15 protein-coding genes are annotated in these 21891 nt (G+C 43.7%); 6 read left to right on the forward strand and 9 right to left on the reverse strand.

The features are described 5' to 3' along the window. Window positions 1–8 precede the first annotated feature (8 nt). The 3 genes from aroB (at window position 9) to FPZ42_RS12965 (ending at window position 4712) form a co-directional block, all read left to right on the forward strand. Window positions 9–1067, forward strand: a complete 1059-nt coding sequence (gene aroB / locus FPZ42_RS12955) for a 3-dehydroquinate synthase (RefSeq protein ID WP_146272046.1) — start codon at window positions 9–11, stop codon at window positions 1065–1067. Continuing rightward, window positions 1068–1958, forward strand: a complete 891-nt coding sequence (locus FPZ42_RS12960; RefSeq protein ID WP_146272048.1) for a sterol desaturase family protein — start codon at window positions 1068–1070, stop codon at window positions 1956–1958. A gap of 276 nt (window positions 1959–2234) precedes the next feature. Next, window positions 2235–4712: an SLBB domain-containing protein gene (locus tag FPZ42_RS12965; RefSeq protein WP_146272050.1), complete on the forward strand. Its 2478-nt coding sequence runs from the start codon at window positions 2235–2237 to the stop codon at window positions 4710–4712. Between the two features lie 134 nt (window positions 4713–4846). Here the strand turns inward: FPZ42_RS12965 and FPZ42_RS12970 are convergent, their stop codons facing one another. Next, complete coding sequence (locus FPZ42_RS12970; RefSeq protein ID WP_146272052.1) at window positions 4847–5662, reverse strand: SMP-30/gluconolactonase/LRE family protein; 816 nt, start codon at window positions 5660–5662, stop codon at window positions 4847–4849. A gap of 200 nt (window positions 5663–5862) precedes the next feature. On the opposite strand from FPZ42_RS12970, the gene FPZ42_RS12975 reads away from it, so the two are divergent. Continuing rightward, window positions 5863–6477 carry a phosphatase PAP2 family protein gene (locus tag FPZ42_RS12975; RefSeq protein WP_146272054.1) on the forward strand — a complete coding sequence of 205 codons (615 nt, stop codon included), beginning with the start codon at window positions 5863–5865 and terminating at the stop codon, window positions 6475–6477. Here the strand turns inward: FPZ42_RS12975 and FPZ42_RS12980 are convergent, their stop codons facing one another. From FPZ42_RS12980 to FPZ42_RS12990, 3 genes are all read right to left on the reverse strand, one after another. Continuing rightward, the gene (locus tag FPZ42_RS12980) at window positions 6478–7356 is read right to left on the reverse strand and encodes an SdiA-regulated domain-containing protein (RefSeq protein ID WP_146272056.1); all 879 of its coding nucleotides are present in this window, start codon (window positions 7354–7356) and stop codon (window positions 6478–6480) included. A 24-nt stretch (window positions 7357–7380) separates the two neighbouring features. Continuing rightward, a complete protein-coding gene (locus FPZ42_RS12985; RefSeq protein ID WP_146272058.1) occupies window positions 7381–8607 on the reverse strand; it encodes a Pycsar system effector family protein in 1227 nt (408 codons plus the stop codon). A 71-nt stretch (window positions 8608–8678) separates the two neighbouring features. Beyond that, entirely contained in the window at window positions 8679–9149 is a 471-nt protein-coding gene (locus FPZ42_RS12990; RefSeq protein ID WP_146272060.1) for an SRPBCC family protein, read from the reverse strand. 182 nt (window positions 9150–9331) lie between these two features. Here FPZ42_RS12990 and FPZ42_RS12995 point away from each other — a divergent pair, with 182 nt between their 5' ends. Together FPZ42_RS12995 and FPZ42_RS13000 are read left to right on the forward strand one after the other, a co-directional pair. Further along, window positions 9332–9715 carry a DoxX family protein gene (locus FPZ42_RS12995; RefSeq protein ID WP_146272062.1) on the forward strand — a complete coding sequence of 128 codons (384 nt, stop codon included), beginning with the start codon at window positions 9332–9334 and terminating at the stop codon, window positions 9713–9715. Window positions 9716–9798: 83 nt separating this feature from the next. Beyond that, the gene (locus FPZ42_RS13000) at window positions 9799–10572 is read left to right on the forward strand and encodes an alpha/beta fold hydrolase (protein ID WP_146272064.1); all 774 of its coding nucleotides are present in this window, start codon (window positions 9799–9801) and stop codon (window positions 10570–10572) included. Window positions 10573–10641: 69 nt separating this feature from the next. Here the strand turns inward: FPZ42_RS13000 and FPZ42_RS19400 are convergent, their stop codons facing one another. The 5 genes from FPZ42_RS19400 to FPZ42_RS13025 all read right to left on the reverse strand — a co-directional run bounded on the left by FPZ42_RS19400 (window position 10642) and on the right by FPZ42_RS13025 (window position 21891). Beyond that, the gene (locus FPZ42_RS19400; RefSeq protein ID WP_146272066.1) at window positions 10642–12087 is read right to left on the reverse strand and encodes an efflux transporter outer membrane subunit; all 1446 of its coding nucleotides are present in this window, start codon (window positions 12085–12087) and stop codon (window positions 10642–10644) included. A gap of 1 nt (window position 12088) precedes the next feature. Continuing rightward, window positions 12089–15253: an efflux RND transporter permease subunit gene (locus tag FPZ42_RS13010; RefSeq protein ID WP_146272068.1), complete on the reverse strand. Its 3165-nt coding sequence runs from the start codon at window positions 15251–15253 to the stop codon at window positions 12089–12091. 39 nt (window positions 15254–15292) lie between these two features. Continuing rightward, window positions 15293–16438, reverse strand: a complete 1146-nt coding sequence (locus FPZ42_RS13015; protein ID WP_222431580.1) for an efflux RND transporter periplasmic adaptor subunit — start codon at window positions 16436–16438, stop codon at window positions 15293–15295. Window positions 16439–16530: 92 nt separating this feature from the next. Next, window positions 16531–16917, reverse strand: coding sequence for a hypothetical protein (locus tag FPZ42_RS13020; protein ID WP_146272070.1), 387 nt, complete (start codon window positions 16915–16917; stop codon window positions 16531–16533). A 126-nt stretch (window positions 16918–17043) separates the two neighbouring features. Continuing rightward, a complete protein-coding gene (locus tag FPZ42_RS13025; RefSeq protein ID WP_146272072.1) occupies window positions 17044–21891 on the reverse strand; it encodes a chemotaxis protein CheB in 4848 nt (1615 codons plus the stop codon).

The raw sequence follows: 21891 nt of genomic DNA on the forward strand, positions 1-21891 counted from the left end.
ATTTGCCCATGCAAACCATCCAAAGCGACAGCTATCCTATATTTTTTGAGAACAGCATACAAGAACTGGTGAATTTTGTGGAACAAGGTAATTATTCGCGTTGCTTTATCCTCACAGATGAAAATACCGGAGAGTATTGTCTTCCGGCCGTACAAACAGCCCTTGCTCATCTCGATAAAACTGATATCATAGAAGTTAACGCCGGCGAAGAAAGCAAGAACATTGATTTTTGCGCCGGTATCTGGAAAATGCTGATCGATTTCGGTGCCGACCGTAAGGCTCTAATGATAAATGTTGGCGGTGGCGTAGTTACCGACATGGGGGGCTTTGTTGCCTCAACGTATAAACGGGGGATCGACTTTGTGCAGGTGCCAACATCACTACTTGCCCAGGTAGATGCATCTGTTGGCGGCAAAACCGGCGTAGACCTTGATGGTGTAAAGAATATTATCGGCACATTTACCCAACCAAAAGCGGTATTTATAAATATTGATTTCTTGCAGACCATGCCGCCAAGGCAAATATTATCCGGCCTTGCCGAAATGCTGAAACATGGTTTGATAGTTGACCAGGCTTATTGGGACAGCCTAAAAACAAGCGACCTTAGCTTACCATCTGTTGATTTGGTGCATCGTTCGGTAGAGATCAAGAACGAAGTAGTGATTGAAGACCCCCATGAAAAAGGCATCCGCAAGGCGTTAAACCTTGGGCATACCATTGGTCATGCGGTGGAAACATGGTCGTTAATGAATAATGAGGATCACCTCACTCATGGCGAGGCCATCGCTATCGGCATGATCTGCGAAGCATGGCTTTCCAACAAAAAGATAGGTCTGCCTGATGATGAGCTTGCAGAGATCACGAGTGTGTTGATGAAGCTTTATCCAAAGTATGATCTTCAGGAAGATAGCTTTGGTACGCTGCTTCAGCACATGCAAAACGATAAAAAGAACGAGAACGGCAACATTAATTTTACTTTATTGACACGTATTGGACAATACAGTATTGATAATGTATGCACGCCTGCCGAAATTTGCGATAGCTTAAGGTATTACGCAGCATTGTAAATGTCGTCTTTAGATTCACGTTCAGAAGCAGTTATCGTACTGGTAAGTTTACTTATCCTGCTTACGCTAACAGAAATGTGGTTCAGCTACCGCGAAAACCGCAAATATTATGAAAAGCGCGATACGCTGACGAACATCTATTTAACAGCGCTCGCGTTTATCCTTAACCTTGCTGTTAACGGAAGTACGTTTTTCCTGTTGCACTTCGCCTGGCAGTTTCGCCTGTTTGAGATACATAACATTTTTTGGTATTGGTTTGTATTGGTAATAACGCAGGATCTTCTGTATTGGGTTTTGCACTACACAGGCCACTACTGCAGGCTGTTTTGGGCTATGCACGTAACGCACCATTCGTCTGAGCATTTTAACTTTACCACGGGTTTTCGCTCAACTGTTTTTGAGCCGTTATACCGAACATTTTTTTATTTGCCGCTGGCGCTGATGGGTTTTAACGCAGTGGATATCCTGTACGCTTACCTTGTTACACAGCTGTACGGCAATATGGTGCACACGCAGTATAAAGTGCCTTTGCCTAAATGGTACGGATGGATATTTGTAACGCCTGCGCACCATCGTGTTCATCACGCATCAAACGTCCCTTACCTTGATAAGAACATGGGCATGGTGCTCATTATCTGGGATAGGTTATTCGGAACCTTCCACGATGAAGATGCTGATGAACCTGTAAAGTATGGTCTTACCCATCAACCCGATGACATGGGCCCGGTAAACGTAATTTTCCATGAGTGGAAGGCACTTATAGCAGATGTTAATAAAGCGCCGGGCTTAGGCAACAAGCTTAAGTACCTGTTTAACCCACCAGGCTGGAGCCATGATGGCAGCACCCAAACTGCGAGAGTTTTGCAGAAAGAGTACAAAAAGGTGTCTTAAGCGGTCATATGCTTAATTAATATTTAAGCAATTTATTTCTGTAAAACGGTTCACTCTAAGTTTTTAAAATTTAACGGCAGTTACCATACCCGTAGAGTTATAATTCCACAAAATTGCGCTCTTTCGCGGCGTTGTAGTTTTTATATCCTCGTGTTGTATTGATTAAGTAATTGATACATAGGTTTTTATTAAAAATTAACTAATAGAAGTCGCTTTGTAATTTTTTTTACTTTTGTTGAAACCATATTAGTCTCTGGCCACTGCCTCTAATATCCTATGACAAAAAAAATTCTTATTTTGCTATTCACCGTTGGGGTATTGATCTTTTCGGTTAATGCCACATCAGCCCAGGGCTCACTGCAAAACATTTCTTCAATTAATCCGAGCGAGTTGTCAGATCAGCAAGTAGGGCAGTTACTTCAACAAGCTGCCGGTGCGGGTTTAAGTGATTCTCAAATTTTGCAACAGGCGCAATCGCGTGGTATGTCTTCATCGCAAGTATTGCAATTGCAAACCCGTATAACCGCATACAGGCAAAAAAATGGTAATGCCAGCAGTTCAATGCAGGATACAACCGGTTTTTCGCAGCGCAAATTAAATTATACGCCAGATACCATTGATACTACCACCACCAATAAGGGCGAGTTATTTGAAAATCTAAAACCAAAAATATTTGGCGCGGATATTTTCAGAAATAAAAACAGTTCGTTTCAGCCAAATCTTAAAATAGCTACACCGGTAAATTACGTTGTTGGCCCCGGCGACCAGTTAGTAGTAAACGTTTATGGAAACTCCCTGGTAAATTGGAAACTGGGGGTGTCACCTGAGGGGAACATCAATATTCCTGGCGTAGGGGTGCTAAACGTATCCGGTAAAACCATAGAGCAAGCTACAGAAGCTATTAAAGGCAGACTAAAAGCCAGCAATTATGCCATTGGCAGGGGTACCAATGTAAAAATTTCACTGGGCGATATCAGAAGCATTAACGTGATATTGGTAGGCCAACTGGTTAAACCAGGTACATACACTTTATCATCGTTATCAACCGTTTTTAACGCGCTATACGCAGCCGGCGGGCCAAATGATAACGGTAGTTTAAGGCAGATACAGATCATACGTGATAACCGCGTGATAAGAACGCTTGATGTTTATGATTTTTTAACCAAAGGGGATCAGAAGAATAACATTACACTTAGGGACCAGGATATCATCAGGGTGCCTACCTACCGTACCAGGGTAGAAATGTCTGGAGCGGTAAAGATACCTGCATTGTTTGAGGTGTTACCTGGCGAAACGCTTGATAACGTAATAAATTTTGCCGGCGGTTTTACTGATAGTGCTTATACCGGTCGTATAAAAGTTTTACAGGTTGCAGACCAACAGCGTAAAATTACTGATGTGATAGAAGCTGATTTTAAAAATTACGTTCCGTTGCGTGGAGACAAATATATTGTTGAAACCATATTGCGCAGGTTTGAGAACCGTGTGGTTATAAACGGAGCTGTTTTTAGACCAGGTGAATATGAATTGCAAAACGGCTTAACCCTCCAACAATTAATAGCTAAGGCAAGTGGTTTGAGAGAAGATGCTTTTACTGAGCGCGGAACCATCATCAGGCTAAAACCGGATAATACGACCGAGGCTATCAGTTTTAATGTAAGAGACGTAGTTAATGGTAAGTCTAACATTGCGTTACAGCGCGAGGACGTTGTTACCATATCGTCAATATTCGATCTGAGGGATAAATACATCGTTACTATAGCAGGTAACGTAAGAAGTCCACGCACAATACCTTATGCTGAGGGACTGCGCGTAGAAGACGTTATTGTAAAAGCCGGTGGATTTGCCGAAGGTGCCAGCCCAAATAGGATAGAAGTTGCACGCCGTGTATCGGATTCAGATCCGTTATCTAAAAATACCCCTGTAGCTAAGGTGTTTACTATTGATGTTGATAACCAGCTTAAGTTATCAGATGCAAATTTTGAACTTAAGCCCTTTGATGTTATCTCGGTTTACAGCCTGCCGGGTTACGAAAAACAGAAACTTGTAAAGGTTGAGGGAGAGGTATTATACCCGGGCCCTTATGTTATCAAAAATAAGAACGAGCGTATTTCAGACCTTGTTAAACGGGCAGGTGGTATTACGGCTTCAGCTGATGTTGAGGGTGGCTCACTAAAACGCGACAACTATGCAATATTAGGCGTGGATAAAAGTAAAACGGATACCACCGCTATAGCCTTGGAACGCCAGCAGCAAAACAATCGCTTAAAAAGGACTTATCGGGATTCTTCTAACCTGGCAGACACACAGCTGAGGAACAATTTTGTAGGTATCGAGTTAGACAAAATTCTAAAAAAACCTGGAAACAAAGGTGACCTTATATTGGAAGATGGCGACGTGTTGCGCATCCCTAAGCAACAGCAGGTAGTTCGTGTTAATGGTCAGGTTTTATATCCAAGTGCCGTATTGTACGAGCGTTCTAAATCATTTAACGATTTTGTTTCTAACGCCGGTGGTTATGCACCAAGGAGTTTGCGAAGCGGAGCTTACGTGATATATCCTAATGGTACAGTGAGGGGGACGCGTAAATTCCTGTTCTTTAATATACATCCGCCCGTCAAGGCCGGCAGTGAGATCTATGTTCCGAAAAAGCCTGAAAGCAGAGGAAATGGTCTGCAAAATGTATTGGCGTTTAGTACAGGTTTAGCTTCATTAGGCGCCATCATATTGGGGATACTTACTTTGAAGAAATAGAAGTACTAAAAAAGATTTTAGTTAAATACAAAAGCGCTGACAAATTTTTGTCAGCGCTTTTTTGCTTAAAAAGTGTTCACAGCGTTCAAGGTGTTCACGTGCGTGAACGTGAACGCCTGAAGTTTAAAGCCAGTCTACTTGAGTTTGTAGGCATCTACGGCATTTCCAAAAAACGTTGGGATGTAAAGCGTTCGGGTATTTGCATCATAGCCAATGTCTGCTGTGCTGCGTTTCTTTTGGCGTGTGTCCAAAAGTACTTCTTTAGCACCTTTTGCATTGATGTAATAAACTACGCCGCCCCAGCCGGATACGATGAATTCATTTGGTTTTACCATTACTATGCCATCGGCACCGCCTTCAATACCGGTAGCTATTACAGTCGTCTTTTTATCAGCATCTGCTTTAATGAAGGTGCCATCTGCAAGTATGTAAAGGCTGCTGCCTACTGATAACAATCCGTTAACTCCTTTTTGGTTCTCCATATAAAGGGACACCTTACCGTTGGCAATGCGGTGTATTTTACCGGTTTGTGTATCACTTACATACACAATGCCTTTTGCATCAACTGTAATATCGTTAAGCATTTTGGAGCCTTCAATAGGTATGCGCTTTACAATGCTTCCTTTGGTTACATCTATAACTGCTACCGCATTAAGCTCTGCTGCGTAAAGCATGTTTTTATAAAGGCCTAAACCTTTAATTGCATTTAAGCCCTTTACCCATTCAAGTGCCTTGATATTACCATTCATATCCAGTTTGCTTACAAAGCCGGTGTTGGGCGTTTTAATATCGCCGATATTGGAAACATACAGGGTTTTACTCCTGGCATCTACCAAAACCGATTCTGGGGTTTTAAGGGTAGTATCAGACTGCCAAATTTTGCTGAGGGAATGTTGTGCAGATGCGCTTGCCGATAATGCGGTAAGTAATGCTAATAATGTTTTCTTCATAAGTATTTAGATTAAATTTTAAAGAAAGCTGATTTTGATAAAATTAGTATAATAGATTTACTATCACTTTTGATAAAACAAAAAATGGGAGCGTGATAGGTCCCTATTTGGATGTATACTTATAATATCAATAATAATAAGCCGTTATAGCTTTTCATACTTTATCATAGTTACAATTAATAAGGTCTATAAATTCCTTGATGAAATTTAAACTATTTTTAGCGCTGCTGCTTTTATCGGCATCAAATTGCTTTGCCCAAAATTGGGATGCGAAGCTGTTGGCATCAATTAACCCTAATGGCGGTGAAAGCGGCACCTGGCGGTTTATTACCAATAGCGCTATCCCTATCTCTGTTGCTACACCATTTGCAATGTTCGCTGTGGGTAGCCTTAATCATGATGATAACCTTAAGAAAAATGCCTTGCATACAGGGTTTGCTTTACTTGCAAACGGCCTCGTGACGAGCGGCATCAAAAACACCATCCAGCGGCAACGGCCTTTTCTTTCAAACCCGGGATATATCCATTTACAAGGGCAAACCTCCGGGTATTCGTTTCCGTCAGGCCATACTTCAACTACGTTTTCTTTGGCAACCTCGCTTAGTTTGTCATACCCCAAATGGTATGTTATCGCGCCATCGTATACGTTTGCCGCAGCAACAGCTTACTCCAGGATGTATCGTGGGGTACATTATCCCGGTGATGTTCTGGGTGGTATAATAGTTGGCTCGGGTACGGCTTATTTGAGCTGGAAACTGCAGAAATGGTTTTACCGCAGCAACCGCATTTACGCGAAAAGCCTTCAGGGTAGATAACTACTTTTTAGCCGACGGTTTATATTCAAACCGCAAAATATTGCCGCTTTCCAGTTCGTCTCCTTCGTTTGATATGTAGAGGTTACCTTTGCTATCGAATGCGATTCCCTCTGGCTGTAGAAATCTTGAGGTAAGCAGTTTGTAAGAACCTTTTGCAATAAATTTTCCATCGGTCACCAACAGCATGTTATTGTTGGCTGATAAAATAAACCAGTCGCCGGATACTGGATTTTTACCCAGTGCAGACGGCTTAAACTTGTCTTCATCACCATTCTTTTTCATTAGCTTTTCCATGGTGATGCTAAACGTTCCGGATTGAACTAAAGTATCCGGATTTGCGGCGCTAAGGATATATCCGCCATCCAATTCGCCGGCTTTTTTGCCGCCGCAATCTTTGCACAGTACGTAAATCTTCTTATCCGCCTGATCGGCGTACAGGCCTTCATACTCTGCTTTAGGAAGCAGTTTTTTAAACTCTTTAACGTTGGTTTGATCTTCCAGGTTGATATTTGCAATGGGAAAGCTATATAGCGTGCCGCTGCTTTTAAGGACGATAACGTTATCGTTTATAATGGTAACATCCTCGTAATCTCCCTGTTTGCTAAAATGTGTGTAGGCTACTTTACTGTCTCCCGGATGAAAATGGTAAACCCTACCGTCTTCATCTTCAATAGCATAAACGGTATCGGGGTTGTTATTATGAAAAGCAATCCCCGAGATCTCGAGCAAGCCTTCGCGCATTCTGAACTTCTTAGGATTATTAAAATCGTACCCGGATGGGCTTTCAACCTTCTCGCTTTTAAGTTTATTGCCGCAACCACCAACAGTTACCGCAATTAGAAGAATAGAGACGATAGAAGTGATAAACTTTAAACGCATAGCGTATTTAGCCTGATGATAAATTCAATGTTTAAGGTTAAGAACAGCGGTTAGTACAAACGCCAATACCGAGCCTACCAAACCAAACATAAATATATTGTAAGAGTATCTTAGCAAGCGGTATTTATGACCTAAAACAACGCCTTGTGCATAAATGTCGGTTATCAGGCTATCATATAAATACTCTGTATCATCCATTACTTTACGCATGCCGGTACGGTAGTTATCCAAACTCATGCTGTAAAAATTACCGAAGAACAAAAGGTTCACTTTACGTTCATCTATATCGCGCTGCGTGTATTTCCCATCGGGGATGGATGGCCTTGTTGCAAGGATGGCAAAGATCATTGCCGATAAGCTTATCAGGATGATAATGATGGTAGGTATCACAAAGTAGGGATAGTCTTCCAATCTGCGTAGTAACAAACTAATGATAGCAGAAAGTATGATAGAATTAACCGTTATCATGATATTGGCCTTGTTATCTGCAAGGTCGCTCAAACGCTGGTGATTGGTAGAGCTGATCCTGAACATGGTTTGCACGCCCTTATCTTGCTTCTCTTCCTGTTTGGCTTTCTCTTTTTTAGGTGCGCTTACTTCGTTCTTCTTTTCCTTTTTAGCTTCTTTTTTGGCTTCTTTAGGATTTTCTATACTCCATTCGTTCTCCTTTTTTACCAGTGCCAGTAAGTTGCGTTGTTTTTCTGCCTCAAGTAATAGCTGGCAATAGTCGGTATGGTATTGGTGTTGCTCTATCAGCCTGATGGTTTTCTGGCGCCAATCGTGCTTGCTGATGTCTTTGCCGTGTATTTCGATGACCTCACGGCGCATGGCTTTTGATTTTTCCTGAAAATCTGCTGAACCGAAATGGAAAAGATCCGCGTCGCAAATGATCTGTTCTAAAAAGCTTTGGGGCTGCTGCGGCATTTTGGTTGCCATAATGCATTTAACCACCTGCTCTATAACCTGCGGGTCAATTTCAATAGAACTCAAGTATTCTTTTGCAAGCCCGGCGCTGTGTTGTTCATGCTCATCCAAACTTTCCAGGTAGCCGGTATCATGAAACCAAGCGGCAGCAATAACCGTAAAAAAGTCGGTATCGTTAAGTTGGTAGTGGTTGGCAATTTGCGTAGCAGCAGCTGCCACATCTTCGGTATGCTGCTGGTTGTGGTAAACCAGTTTCTTGTTTTGATGCGTCGCAAAATAATTAAGCACATGCTGTTTAACCTGGTCCAGCTGGGTTTGGTAGCTCATTTGGTAAAAGTAAATAACAAATAAACATTAAAAGGGCCAATTGTTTTGGCAGTGCTCTTCACATGGTTAAATTACTTGCCCTGCGGATACCGGTCTGCTACCAGGTTTAGCTTCACACCAAACTCCAGCCAGGCTTTTAAACCGGCAAGCACCAAAGTAAATCCGCCTAATGAGTCCATAGCAGCTTTCATCTGCTCATCGTTAGACCCCGTGAAGCCAGAATTGACAACTTGTATCAGAGTTGCCGTATCAGTTAAATTATTAAAGGTAAAATCAACCTGTGTTGGGTTCTGGTTGCCCCATTCCAGCAATATGCGTTTGTTGCGCTCAAAAGTCAAAACCTTCACCTTGGTGGTTACCTGATACATTTCCCATGTCCACTCAACTTCTGCACCGTCCTGCAGCTTGCCGGTGCTGTGGGTAAACCAAAACTGTGTGGTATGTTTAGGATCGGCAAGGGCGTCAAAAACGCGATTAATGGGCCGCCTTATCAGCATAGCAGTTTCGGCAACCGGGGCTTTGGCTGCAGTTTGTTTCTTCATGAACGTAAATTTAGGTTTAATTTACTGATATCAAAACGATTGTGATGCACGCGAAATAAATTGTAATGTCCATTTGCACCGCTAAGTTGTCCTAATTACACGTGGTTAGTAACATTGCAGGTTTTAATTTTGTATAACTGAACGTAAACATTAAATTAGTAATACACCAAACCTGATTAATAATGAAAAAAGTAAAAATTGCTTATTGGATATTCACTATCCTGCTTGTGTTAATGATGGGCTTCTCGGCCGTGATGAGCTTTAACCGCACACCTGAAAGCGATAAGATGATGGCGCATATCGGCATCGTGCCACAAATGATGGTGTTTCTTGCAGTATTTAAAATATTAGGCATACTCGCAATCTTAACTCCCGGATTACCGAAATTAAAAGAGTGGGCCTACGCAGGCTTTACATTTGACATATTAGGAGCGATTTATCTTTTCATTGTGGCCGGCGACCCTGTGCAGGCCTGGGCACCTATATTGGTTGCGCTGGTGCTGATATTTGGTTCGTATATTTTTTGGCGTAAGAAAACAGATCTGTTGCAACGGAAATCTTATTGATCCTTCAAATCATGAAATTATGTACCGCATTGGCCATGATGATTTTCATGACATTAAATACCCAAGCCCAAAGTTCAAAACCTATGAAAAAAACATCAGGCCATGCGCAGGTAAACGGCATCAGTATGTATTATGAGGTGTACGGCAAAGGCCATATGCCGCTGGTTTTGATACACGGCGGCGGCTCAACTATCCAGACCGTATTTAGCAACATACTGCCATACTTCGCGGCAACGCATAAAATAATAGCGGTTGAGCTGCAGGCTCATGGCCGAACTACAGACCGCGATACGCCGGAATCTTTTAAACAAGACGCTTCTGATGTTGCTGGTTTACTCAAATATCTGAAAGTAAATAAAGCTAACTTACTTGGCTTTAGCGATGGCGGTTGCACCACCTTGCAACTGGCAATTGATAACCCGCAGTTGATCAATAGGATGATCGTTGTATCATCAAACTACAGCAGGGCAGGGATGATACCAGGCTTTTTTGAAGGTATGCAAAACATGACTTTCGATGATATGCCACAGCCTTTAAAAGATGGTTTTTTGGCAGTAAATAACGACAAAGCCAAATTGTTAAATATGTATGAGAAGGATAGAGCAAGGCGCATAGCTTTTGAAGATTTTAAAGAAAGCGACATCAAAGCCATCAAAATACCTACGCTTTTTATGTTTGGTGATAAAGATGTTATCACCCTGGATGAAGCGCTAAGACTTAAAAGTATGGTGAATGGTTCGCATTTGATCGTTTTGCCGGGTATGCACTGTACATTACTGGGCGATGTTTGCACGGTGAAGGAGGGAAGCAAGCAGCCGGAGATTACAGCAACGCTGGTTAATGAATTCTTGAATTAAAAATAAAGCCGTACATCATCGCGATGTACGGCTTTCTATCATTAAAACACGAGTATAAAAGAAACTATCTTATCTCCAGCCACCGCCAAGGGCACGGTACAGATTTACTTCGCTTATAAAAATATCTCTTTTAATATTGGCTAACTCAAGCTCTGCTGTCAGCACATCGCGCTGTGCGGTGATCACTTCCAGGTAATTGGCACGACCAACCAGGTAAAGGTCATTCGCTACACTTACCGCATTTTTTAGCGCACTTACTTCAAGTTTCTTCTGATCGAAATACTTGCTGTAGTTTTCCATGCCCTTCAAATTATTGATCACTTCCTGGTAGCCATTCAAAACAGTTTTCTGGTAGTTGAATAGTGCCGCTTTGCCTTCGGCTATCCTTGATGCATATTCGGCTTTTAAACGACCGCGGTTAAGCACAGGTGCAGTAACATCTGCTAACAAACCATAAACTGCTGAACCCGGATTGAAAAGCAGTGCACCTTTAAAGGCATTGTAGCCCGTGTACGGCGATAAATTCAGGGACGGGAAAAAGGCAGCCCGTGCACTTTTAATATCGGCATTAAGGGCGGCCAATTGCAGTTCTGCCTGTTTTACATCCGGACGGTTAAGCAGCATTTGCGTGGGTACACCGGTCTTTAGTTTCTCGGGCATCGTTAAGGTCAACAGCGAGGTGTCGCGCTCAATGGTTCCATTGAATGACCCAGTGAGCAAACGTAATTGATTCTCCGTTTCGATGATCTGCTGTGTGGTGCTAAATTGTAAACCACGTGTGTGGCTTAATTGTGCCTGAAACTGTTGTACGGCCAGCTCTGTAGCCCTGCCACCTAACTTTTGTATCTTAACTATCTCAAGTGCATTTTCCTGCAGCTTAATGTTCTTGTTGATTACATTCTGTTCCACCTCAAGCGTTAAAAGCTGGTAGTAAGCAGTAGCTATCTGGCCGGTTAACTCAGTGGTTAATAAACGGTAAGCGCTTCGCGATGCAAGAAAACGCGCCAGGGCAGCATTTTTCTGATTCTTTAACTTTCCCCAAAGGTCAACTTCCCATGATGCCCTAAAGCCCACGAACAGGTCGGCAGTAGGGTTGGGTATACGCTGTTTATCATTAATGTTTGGCGAAAGGTTGGTATCGTAATTGCCAACGCCGTTCATGGTATAATCACCGTAACGCTCCAAACCCGCGCGCGCATTAAAGTTGACCGTAGGCAGTAATAGCGATTTGTTAAACTTAACATTTGCCGCAGCCATATCAATGCGCTGCAAAGCCGACTGCAGATCGGGGTTTGCCCTTAAAGCAGTGTCTATCAGTTTTAGCAAACGGGCATCCTTAAAAAAGTTTGCAGCAGGCAGGTAACCTGCGCTAAGGGTATCGGTACTACCATCAAACGTTGCCGGTAAGGGCTGATTTGTTTTTGGCTCGATAGGTTTAAAGGTTTTACACCCTGCTGCCACAATCAGCAGCAGGAGTAAAACCGATTTGTATATAGTTGATTGTTTGACGTGCATTTTAATTTACATTTTCAGGAACTTCAACAATTTGGTGGGCTGTTGCAGGTGCTTTCTTTTTCTTTTGGCCGATGGATGCGAATATCACATAAAGGCCGGGGATAAGGATAAGCCCGAAGATGGTGCCGAAGAGCATACCCCCGGCAGCAGCCGTACCTATGGAGCGGTTACCCAAAGCACCCGCTCCGCTGGCAATACAAAGCGGTATCAAACCCGCAACAAAAGCCAGAGATGTCATCAGGATAGGGCGCAGACGTGACACGGCACCTTCTACAGCAGCCTGCAGTACTGTTAAACCCTCGCGCTGGCGTTGAACGGCAAACTCAATGATAAGGATGGCGTTCTTGCCCAGCAAACCGATGAGCATTACCAATGCTACCTGTGCATAAATATTATTCTCGAGCCCTAAGATCTTGAGGAAGAAAAACGCCCCAAAGATACCTGTGGGCAGGGAGAGGATAACCGGGATAGGTAACAGGAAACTCTCGTACTGTGCCGATAACAGCAGGTAAACGAATATCAAACAGATGATAAAGATATAGATCACCTGGCTGCCGGACAGGATCTGCTCCCTCGTCATGCCCGACCATTCAAAGGTGTAACCCTTGGGCAGGCTTTTATCGGCAACGGTTTTAATAGTACTTATGGCGTCGCCGCTACTGTAACGCGGCGCAGCATCGCCCGTTACCATGGCAGATGTGTACATGTTATACCGCGTTAGCTGCTCGGGGCCAAAAACACGTTTCATGCTGATGAAGGTAGAGAAGGGTACCATTTCGCCGTGCTTGTTCTTGATCATCAGTTGCAAAACGTCCTCAGGCTTGGTGCGAAACTCAGGCGAGGCTTGCACCATCACTTTATAGAGCTGCCCAAAACGGATAAAGTTGGATGCATAGAAGCTACCCATCAGCGTTTGCAGGGTAGACATAGCCTCGTCTATCGTGATGCCTTTCTTGGCGGCCATTACCTGGTCAACCGAGATCATGTACTGCGGGAAGTTGGCATCAAAGCTGCTAAAGGCACCATCCACCTGTTCAGTGGCGTTCAAGTCGGCGAGGAACTTATTGGTTACTGCCGCTGTTTTCTGCAGATCGCCTGTACCGGTTTTATCCAGTACCCGTATCTCAAAACCACTGGAGTTACCAAAACCCGGTACGGTTGGCGGCGGGAAGAACTGGATGGATGCATCCGTTAAAAACCTGGTTTTTTGCGTTAACTCGTCGGTAATTTTAGCAATAGATTTGTCTCGCTCTTCCCATGGTTTCAGATTGATCATCACCATACCGTATGACGCCCCGGCAACGCTGTTTACCAAACTATAACCGGCAAGCGTAGACACCGATTCAATCTCGGGGATCTGTTTACTTTGCTCTTGTATGGCCGACATAATCTGCTCTGTACGTTCAACGGTTGCACCCGGCGGTGTTGTGATATTGGCGTAAATAACACCCTGGTCCTCCGTAGGTATGAAACCTGTTGGCAAAATGGCACTCAGGCCCCACGTAGCCGCCAGGAAAAATAGCAGCATGGCAACGGTAACTATTCTACGGCCGGCAATACGTGTAATAAGGCCCGAGTATTTATTTTGAACGCCATCATAACGTTTATTAAAGCCTGTAAAGAACCTGCCGAGTAATCCTTTTGATGGTTTGCTGGCATCATGCGGTTTTAGCATGATAGCGCAAAGGGCAGGGGTAAGGGTTACCGCATTTACACCCGATATAACGATGGATATAGCCAGGGTTAGCGAGAACTGCCGGTAGAATACACCAACCGGCCCGGTCATAAACGCCACAGGCACAAACACTGCCGACATAACCAGTGTTATGGCGACGATGGCACCACTGATGCTTTTCATGGCACTCAGTGTAGCATCCATCGGCGATAGGTGTTCTTCGGCCATTTTTACGTGCACGGCCTCAACCACAACAATGGCGTTATCTACCACTATACCTATGGCCAGCACGAGTGCAAACAGCGTAAGCAGGTTTATGGAGAAGCCCAGCATCTGCATAAAGAACAGCGTACCTATCAAAGCCACCGGTACTGCCAAGGCTGGTATCAGCGTAGAACGGAAATCCTGCAGAAAGAGGTAAACCACAATAAACACCAGTATGAATGCCTCTACCAATGTGCGCAATACCTCGTGGATAGATGCATCAAGGAAGCGGGAAACGTCATAATTCACGTTATACTCCATACCTGAAGGAAACTGTGTTTCCTTCAACTCGGCCATACGGCTTTTGATATTGTTGATCACCTCGCGGGCGTTAGAGCCGGGGCGTTGTTTGATCATGATAGATGCGGAAGGCCGGCCATCGGTCTTGGAGATCATCCCGTAGGTTAAAGCACCAAATTCAACATCGGCAACCTGGTACAGCTTAAGCACAGTGCCGCTGCTATCTGCTTTCAATACGATGTTTTTGTACTGGTCCGGCTCAAAAAACTTACCGGGATAGCGTAACGTGTATTGCAGCAGCTGCGGCGATTTATCAGAGCTTTGCCCGGTTGAGCCCGGCGCAGCCTCTACGTTTTGGGCACGGATAGCAGCGATCACTTCGTCGGTAGAGATATGATAAGCCGACATGCGATCGGGCTTAAGCCAAACACGCATTGCGTACTCTTTGGCACCCATGATCTCGGCGCGGCCCACACCATCAATCCTTTTCAGCTCCTGCAGTACGTTTATATCTGCAAAATTGTAGATGAACTTCTCGTCAAGCGTACTGTCCTTACTCATTACATTAAGGTACATCAGCATACTGTTCACCTCTTTTTCGGTAGTTACCCCGGCTTTGATAACCTCCTCGGGCAACTCATCTATAATGGTAGAGACACGGTTCTGTACGTTCACAGCAGCCTGATCGGGATCAATACCTACGTTAAAGAAGATCTCGATGACGGTTAAGCCATTATTGCTACACACGGTAGACATATAGGTCATACCGGGCACACCGTTAATGGCGCGCTCAAGTGGGGTAGCTACGGCCTTGGCACACACCTCGGCGTTGGCACCGGTATAATTTGCCGTTACCGTTACAGATGGCGGCACAATGTCCGGGAATTGGGTTACCGGCAACTGTATCAGCGCCAGCACACCCAACAGGGTTATAATAAGGGATATGACCAGTGATAACACCGGTCGTTTTATGAATACTTCAAACATGTTTACTATTGCTAATAATTACATCAAAAAATGAAAGACTTACTTGTCTTGCGTTTTCATGGCAAGCAGATTTTTTGGCGGCGCAACCGGTTTAATGGTCATGCCGTCACGTGCGTTTTGGGCACCTTCAAGCAGTATGCGTTCGCCGGGTTTAAGGCCATCTTTTACCACGTAATAGCTTGCTAAACGGGTAATGGGCTTAAATGCCTGCATGTGTAATTTATTGGCGCCGTCTACCGTGTAAACGTAGCTTTTGTCCTGTATATCAAATACGGCTTGCTGCGGCAGCAAAATCACGCTATCCATCTCTGTAGTGATGTAAAGCTTTGCTGATGCGCCGTGTCTAAGCAGTTTATTGGGATTAGGGAAACGCGCGCGGAAATCTATCGAGCCCGTGCTTTGCTCTATCTGTCCTTCAACTGTTTCTATTTTGCCGGGATGGCCATATTTGCTGCCATCAGATAGAACAAGTTTTACATCCTCATCATCTTTACTGGTTGCGTTACGGCGCGCGCGTTCATAGCGCAGGTATTCATTTTCAGGAAAACTGAAATAAGCGAACACCTGTGTGATATCGCTGATGTTGGTAAGCAAAGCGCCTTCCTCCATCAAACTACCGGCCTTAAGCGGGATACGGTCTATGATACCATCAAAAGGTGCACGCAGGCTGGTATAAGCAATGTGGTTGTTGGCGCTTTGCACGGCACTGCGGGCTTCTTCGATGGTGGCCCTATCCGCATTGAGTTTTGCTTCGGCAACGTCTAATTCTGATTTGGAGATAACGTTTTTGTTAACCAGCATTTTGATGCGTTCCATCTCTACCTCGGTAGCACGGGCGGCAGCTTGGGCGTTGCTTAGGGCAGCCTTAGCCTTGCTGAGCATCACGCGGAACTCTTCATCGTTTATTTTGAACAGAAGCTGGCCCTTTTTTACGGCCATACCTTCGTCTACAAATATCTTCTCTAAAAACCCTTTAACGCGGGTACGTACCTCTACGTTTTTAATGGCCTGTATATCGGCTACGTAACCGGTTTGCAAAACGGTGTCTGTTTGTTTAAGGGTGTAAACCGGGAAGCTTGGTGCTTCATCTTTCTTTTTGTCGCTGGCATTACCGCCTGCGCATCCGTATATAAATATTGTTAAAGCCGCCAGCATGGCATATACCGGCGCATATATCTTTCTCATTGATGTGGGTGCTGTAAATTAATTTAAAGCGGCTTGCGCCGCAAAACGTAAAAAACTACTTATGCAGTTTAGGTGAAGTTTTTACAGCCAGATCAAAAAGGACTTAAACGGAAGAGGTGCTGGTATTGGGCAAGGGAAAAGGTGCGGTGTAAGAAAAAGCTTAAATTGTTTATGCGGATATGCTGCACAAAATTGGCACAGGCAAAAACTTCCGCAACAGGCAGGTTGGCAATAAAATGAAACTCGTTACCTGATGTGTACCGACTGCGAACATTTATTTTATGCTGCTCCTGGTCTTCTTTTTTGCATTTGCCGGGGTAGCTGATTAGAAATGCCAGTAACGTATCGTCGTTAAAGCATTCGCTTATACTGCATTCATCCCCAAAATCGTGATTTTCAAACGGATTTGTTGGATGAAAGCACACCAAAGCATTGATGAGCCATGCACAAAGTAAATATGTGGTCCACTTTTTTAGCATTGTTCAGAGCATCCTTAACAGAAACCGGCAGATTTGGTTTCAAACAACGCGAAGTTACTAATTTATAGTGTGAATTGTACACACATACCTGTTATTTTGGTAAATGTTACAATGCAAACAGCTTTATTACGCTTTGTTTTTGATTGGAATTGTGAACCAGAATGTTGAACCAATATTTGCTTTGCTTTCCACGCCAATTTCTCCTTTATGGCGTTTGATGATCTCAGCAGAGATATAAAGCCCCAAACCTAAACCAGAAACGTGACTTGATGACTCCTGTACACGGTAGAACCTATCGAACAGGAAATCCTTTTTATCATCAGGTATGCCTATACCAAAATCAGTTACACTCACTTTGAAGTTTTTATCATCAATGTCACATGTAATGGTAACCTTATCAGCCTTTGGCGAGTACTTTATAGCGTTGGTTAAAAAGTTGGTTACTACCTGCTCAAGGCGCACCTTATCTGCATGCACCCGCATTTCACAGTCGGCTTTAAATTCTATTCTGTGAGTTGAATTTTGTGCGTAAACTTCTTCCATGCATTCTTTTACCATAGCAGCTGCATCAAAGTCGTCATAGTTCAACACCATTTTGCCTTCCTGTATCTTGGTTACATCAAGCAGGTCGTCAACCAGTGTGGTAAGCTTACCGGTTTGTTTGTTAGCCTTATCAATGAATGATGCAAGCGTGGCGTCTTTACCTTCGGCTTTGTCTATCATGCGTTTAAGGATCTGTAATGACCCCTTTATGCTGGTAATAGGCGTTTTAAGCTCATGGCTGGCAATGCTCATAAACTCGTCCTTCTTCTGCATCAGCTCTTCTGCTGCCTGGCGGCCTTTTATCAGGTCGGTAACGTCAAAACCGAAGAACGCAATACCATCTACGCCGCCATCTTCTGCAAACACCGGGGCGTAAATAAAATCGAACCAGCAATCTTTCTTTTCGCCTGTTTTGTGATCAAAGCGGTAAACATGAAAAGCGTTTTTTACAACTGTCTTCCCTGTTTTAAATACGTGACGCTCTACTTTGAAAAGTTCCGAATCTTTCAGTTCAGGATGTACATCTAAACTTTTGCGGCCTAAGTAGCTTTTTTGCCCATCAAATTTCTCAAAGGCTTTGTTTACAAATTCGTAAATAAGATCGGGCCCGCGTTTAATGGTAATGAGGGCAGGGGCATTGGTGAAAATGCTATAGAACTCGTCCTGCTGTTTTTTAACCAGCTGCAGCAGCTCTTTTCTGCGGCTCTCTGCCTGTTTCTGTTTGGTTATATCAATAATATAACTTACAGAGTTTATCGGGGTATCATCTTGCCTTAACACAGCTGACCCCATTAGTACCCACAAACGATCGCCATTATGTTTGCGGTACTGCTTTTCAAACGGCGGTACAACACCATGTTGCTTTAATTGTTCAACTGCCCAAAGGCTTATTTCGTGATACTCTTCGGGTGTGATTTCTTTCCAGTTCAGCGGGTCGGCTTCAACTTCCTCGCGGGTATAGCCTAACATATTCAGGAAAGCATCGTTGGTTTCAATGATGCGGCCATCCATGTTAGAGAACACCATACCTATCATATTACTCTCAAATACCTTTCTGAATTTGCTTTCGCTTTCATCCAGGCGTTTTTCGGTTTCAATAAGTCGGCTGATATCTATTATTGACCCTACTAAACGGTAAGGCGTTTTAAATTCATCTTCCAGTATGCTGCAACGATCTAAAATAGTGGCGTATTTTCCATCTGCTTTTAAAAAGCGATATTCTGCCGTCCACTGGTCCTGGTGGTTATTTATAGCACTGTAAATGCTTTTTTGCACACGTTCGCGGTCTTCCGGATGGATCTTCTCAAACCAGTTATTTACGTCGGCTATCTCATCGTTAATTTCATAACCAAACATGGTTGCGAAATTTTCGCTGCGCCACATGGTGTTATTAACCAGGCTCCAATCCCAAATGGTATCATTGGTGGCCTTTGATACCAGCTTAAAGCGCTCTTCACTTTCGGTAAGTTCACGCGTGCGGTCAAGCACACGCTGCTCAAGCTCGTTGTTAAGGTTTCGCAGGCCTTCACGGGCGGTGATGAGTTCGTTGTAATTATGCTTAAGTTTTTGCTCGCCCTGTTTGCGCTCGGTAATGTTAGTTAAGCTGATCACAAAACCATCATTCATTTTACCTAAAACCGCCTGGAACCACCTATCATCTGCTGTTTTAAGCTCTGTCTCGATAGGTTTGCCGCCAGTAGCTATTTTTACATACTGATCAAAACTTACCAGGTTACCCAAATCAGGGAATTCTTTTATTGACGGATGGCGCTCCATGCTCGCTGCATCCTTTTTGAGGATATCAAGTGCAGCGTTATTGTAAGCTATGCAATTAAAATCAACAGCCTTACCAATTTGATTATGCACCTGCCTGAAAGCTAGTATGGCGGCGGAGCTCGCATTAAATACACCGTTGATAATGTTATTAAGCTCGGTGATAACCGATATATCAACAAAAGAGATCACTACACCATCAGCGCTTTTATCCTTTTTTAGGTAAGGCATAATGCGCATCAGGTTGTTTTTGCCGTTAAGCAATTCTATTTCCTTTTCAATTACCTGGCCGCTGGCAAGTACGGTGTGGATATCATTGGTGAGGTTATCGTATTTGATATTGCTTGATATGTGGTTGATAGGGCGGCCGATATCCGCCTCTATCAGGTTCACCATTTTTACGGCAGCAGGGTTAAACTTACGGATGCGCAAGTTGGCATCAATAAAGATTTGGCCTATATCGGTGCTCCTAAAGTAGTTATCAAGGTCCTCATTCAGCTCAAGCAGCTCGCGGATCTTTAGCTGATGCTCAGTATTAAGCGTGTGCAACTCCTCGTTAAGCGATTGCAACTCTTCGTTTCCTGATTGCAGTTCTTCATTGGCAGACAATAACTCCTCATTGCTTGATTGCAATTCCTCGTTAGTGGTCTCCATTTCCTCAACGGCCATTTGCAGGTTAACACGGGTTTCGCTAAGCTCAGCCTCCATCTCCATCAGATACTCGCTCTGATGCTCGCCTGCAACCGGCGGCAGCTCAATACCGTCTTTTGGCTGATGTTCTGTTTTAGCCTCGGTGAACATCAGCAAGGTGTAACCGTTTGGTGATCGCGTATCAGGCGGCTTAACGGTTATCTGTAATAATATATCTTCTTTGCCGCGTTTAATACGCACACGGTTAACGTGCGTTTTTTTATTCTCTTTCCACGCTTTGCGGATAGCCGTGTTTAGCACCACTGATACCTCCCGGCTAAGCATGTTCAATATATTCAGATCAAGCTTTTTATTTGGCAGGGTAAGGAACTGGTTAAAGTTGCCAATGGTTTCCTTAACGGTGTACGTTTTGTCTATAAAAATACCTACTGTACCAAACTCCTCTAATATCAGGTCGCGAAACTCCTCATCCAGCGAGCGTGATGTTTCGCCGTTTTGAAAAGGCAGTTTTTTGTCCGCATACCGCAAGTTTGGCGTTACGGAGGTGTAGGTGTGATGTAAACCGTAGTTGATAGTGCCGGTTTTCTGGTAGATCTTCCATTTGCCACTTATTTCGGTTAAGCCTTCCTTTAAGCTTGTGGCATTTTCGCTCGAACCTAAAAATAAATAGCCGTTCCTGTTAAGAGAATAGTGGAAAGTTGATAACACCTTTTGCTGTAACAACGTGTTCATGTAAATGAGCATGTTACGGCACGTTACCAGATCGTTTTTAATAAACGGTGGCGATTTTATGACGTTGTGTTTGGCAAAAACAATTTGCCTGCGTATAGATGGAAGAACAGAATAGCCTTTATTTTCTTTAATAAAATACTTTTTCAGTAAAACCGGTGGTATCTCTTTTGCGATTGTTAACGGATACCTGTTGCGTGATGCGATCTCTATGCTTGATTCATCTACGTCTGTGGCAAATATCTTCAGCTCTAATTTTTTGCCGGTTTTCTGCAACTCCTCATTAAACAGGATGGCTATAGAGTATGCTTCTTCACCGGTACTGCAGGCGCACACCCATATTTTAAGCATTTCCCCGTCAACTTTACCGTCAACCAGTTTAGGGATGATATCCTTAGCAAGAATATCAAATGCAGGCTGATCGCGAAAGAACTTCGTTACATTGATCAAAAAGTCTTTAGCAAGCAGTTTTACCTCTGAAGGTTTCTCATGCAGCAGGGTAACATAGTCTTTTAATTCCTTTACATTCACCGCAGCCATGCGCCTGTCAATCCGCCTCAAGATTGTTGGCGTTTTATACAGGTTAAAATCCTGGCCACTACCGTTATGCACCAGTTTAAATATCTCGTTCATTACGGTATCATCCGGGTGCGTCTCTTCTAACGGCGGTTTGTGATTTTGGCTTACATAGTTATAAACCTCGGTATGCATGGTATCGGGTGCCAATATGTAATCGGCATTGCCTGATGTGATGGCGCTGTTAGGCATACCATCAAACTTGGCTGTTGCTGGGTCTTGTACGATAACCATGCCGCCGCATTCTTTTACCGCTTCAATACCTTTTGTACCGTCTGTACCGGTGCCGGATAGAATGATAGCGATAGCCTTGTCTTTTTGATCCTTAGCAAGTGTGAACAAGAAGGTATCAATAGCGGTATTAGGCGATTTATCGGCGATTTTATCTGCCAGGCGCAGCCTGCCGCCGCGTATGGTCATTAATTTTTTTGTAGGTATGATGTATACGCAATCGCGCTGCAGGGTGGTGTTATCTTCTGCTTCATACACCTTCATGTGGGTGTGTTTTGAAACTAACTCGACCAGTAAACTTTTATAATCCGGTGATAAGTGTTGTATTACAACAAATGTAAAACCGGAATTTGGCGGCATGTGGTCAAAAAACTCATGAATAGCCTCAAGCCCACCGGCAGAAGCGCCGATAGCAATTATATAATGCTCCAGTATTTTATCCTCCGGAAATTTCACCCTGCTATCTTTCAA

This window comes from Mucilaginibacter achroorhodeus, from assembly GCF_007846095.1.
Classification (GTDB): domain Bacteria; phylum Bacteroidota; class Bacteroidia; order Sphingobacteriales; family Sphingobacteriaceae; genus Mucilaginibacter; species Mucilaginibacter achroorhodeus.

Bases quoted from the DNA above. Each gene is read 5' to 3' on its own strand.
- FPZ42_RS13020 (WP_146272070.1), bottom strand. From the start codon at position 16,917: ATGCTAAAAAAGTGGACCACATATTTACTTTGTGCATGGCTCATCAAT.
- FPZ42_RS12995 (WP_146272062.1), top strand. From the start codon at position 9,332: ATGAAAAAAGTAAAAATTGCTTATTGGATATTCACTATCCTGCTTGTG.
- FPZ42_RS13010 (WP_146272068.1), bottom strand. From the start codon at position 15,253: ATGTTTGAAGTATTCATAAAACGACCGGTGTTATCACTGGTCATATCC.
- FPZ42_RS12980 (WP_146272056.1), bottom strand. From the start codon at position 7,356: ATGCGTTTAAAGTTTATCACTTCTATCGTCTCTATTCTTCTAATTGCG.
- FPZ42_RS13015 (WP_222431580.1), bottom strand. From the start codon at position 16,438: ATGAGAAAGATATATGCGCCGGTATATGCCATGCTGGCGGCTTTAACA.
- FPZ42_RS12965 (WP_146272050.1), top strand. From the start codon at position 2,235: ATGACAAAAAAAATTCTTATTTTGCTATTCACCGTTGGGGTATTGATC.
- FPZ42_RS12985 (WP_146272058.1), bottom strand. From the start codon at position 8,607: ATGAGCTACCAAACCCAGCTGGACCAGGTTAAACAGCATGTGCTTAAT.
- FPZ42_RS12960 (WP_146272048.1), top strand. From the start codon at position 1,068: ATGTCGTCTTTAGATTCACGTTCAGAAGCAGTTATCGTACTGGTAAGT.
- FPZ42_RS12990 (WP_146272060.1), bottom strand. From the start codon at position 9,149: ATGAAGAAACAAACTGCAGCCAAAGCCCCGGTTGCCGAAACTGCTATG.
- FPZ42_RS19400 (WP_146272066.1), bottom strand. From the start codon at position 12,087: ATGCACGTCAAACAATCAACTATATACAAATCGGTTTTACTCCTGCTG.
- FPZ42_RS13000 (WP_146272064.1), top strand. From the start codon at position 9,799: ATGAAAAAAACATCAGGCCATGCGCAGGTAAACGGCATCAGTATGTAT.
- aroB (WP_146272046.1), top strand. From the start codon at position 9: ATGCAAACCATCCAAAGCGACAGCTATCCTATATTTTTTGAGAACAGC.
- FPZ42_RS12970 (WP_146272052.1), bottom strand. From the start codon at position 5,662: ATGAAGAAAACATTATTAGCATTACTTACCGCATTATCGGCAAGCGCA.
- FPZ42_RS12975 (WP_146272054.1), top strand. From the start codon at position 5,863: ATGAAATTTAAACTATTTTTAGCGCTGCTGCTTTTATCGGCATCAAAT.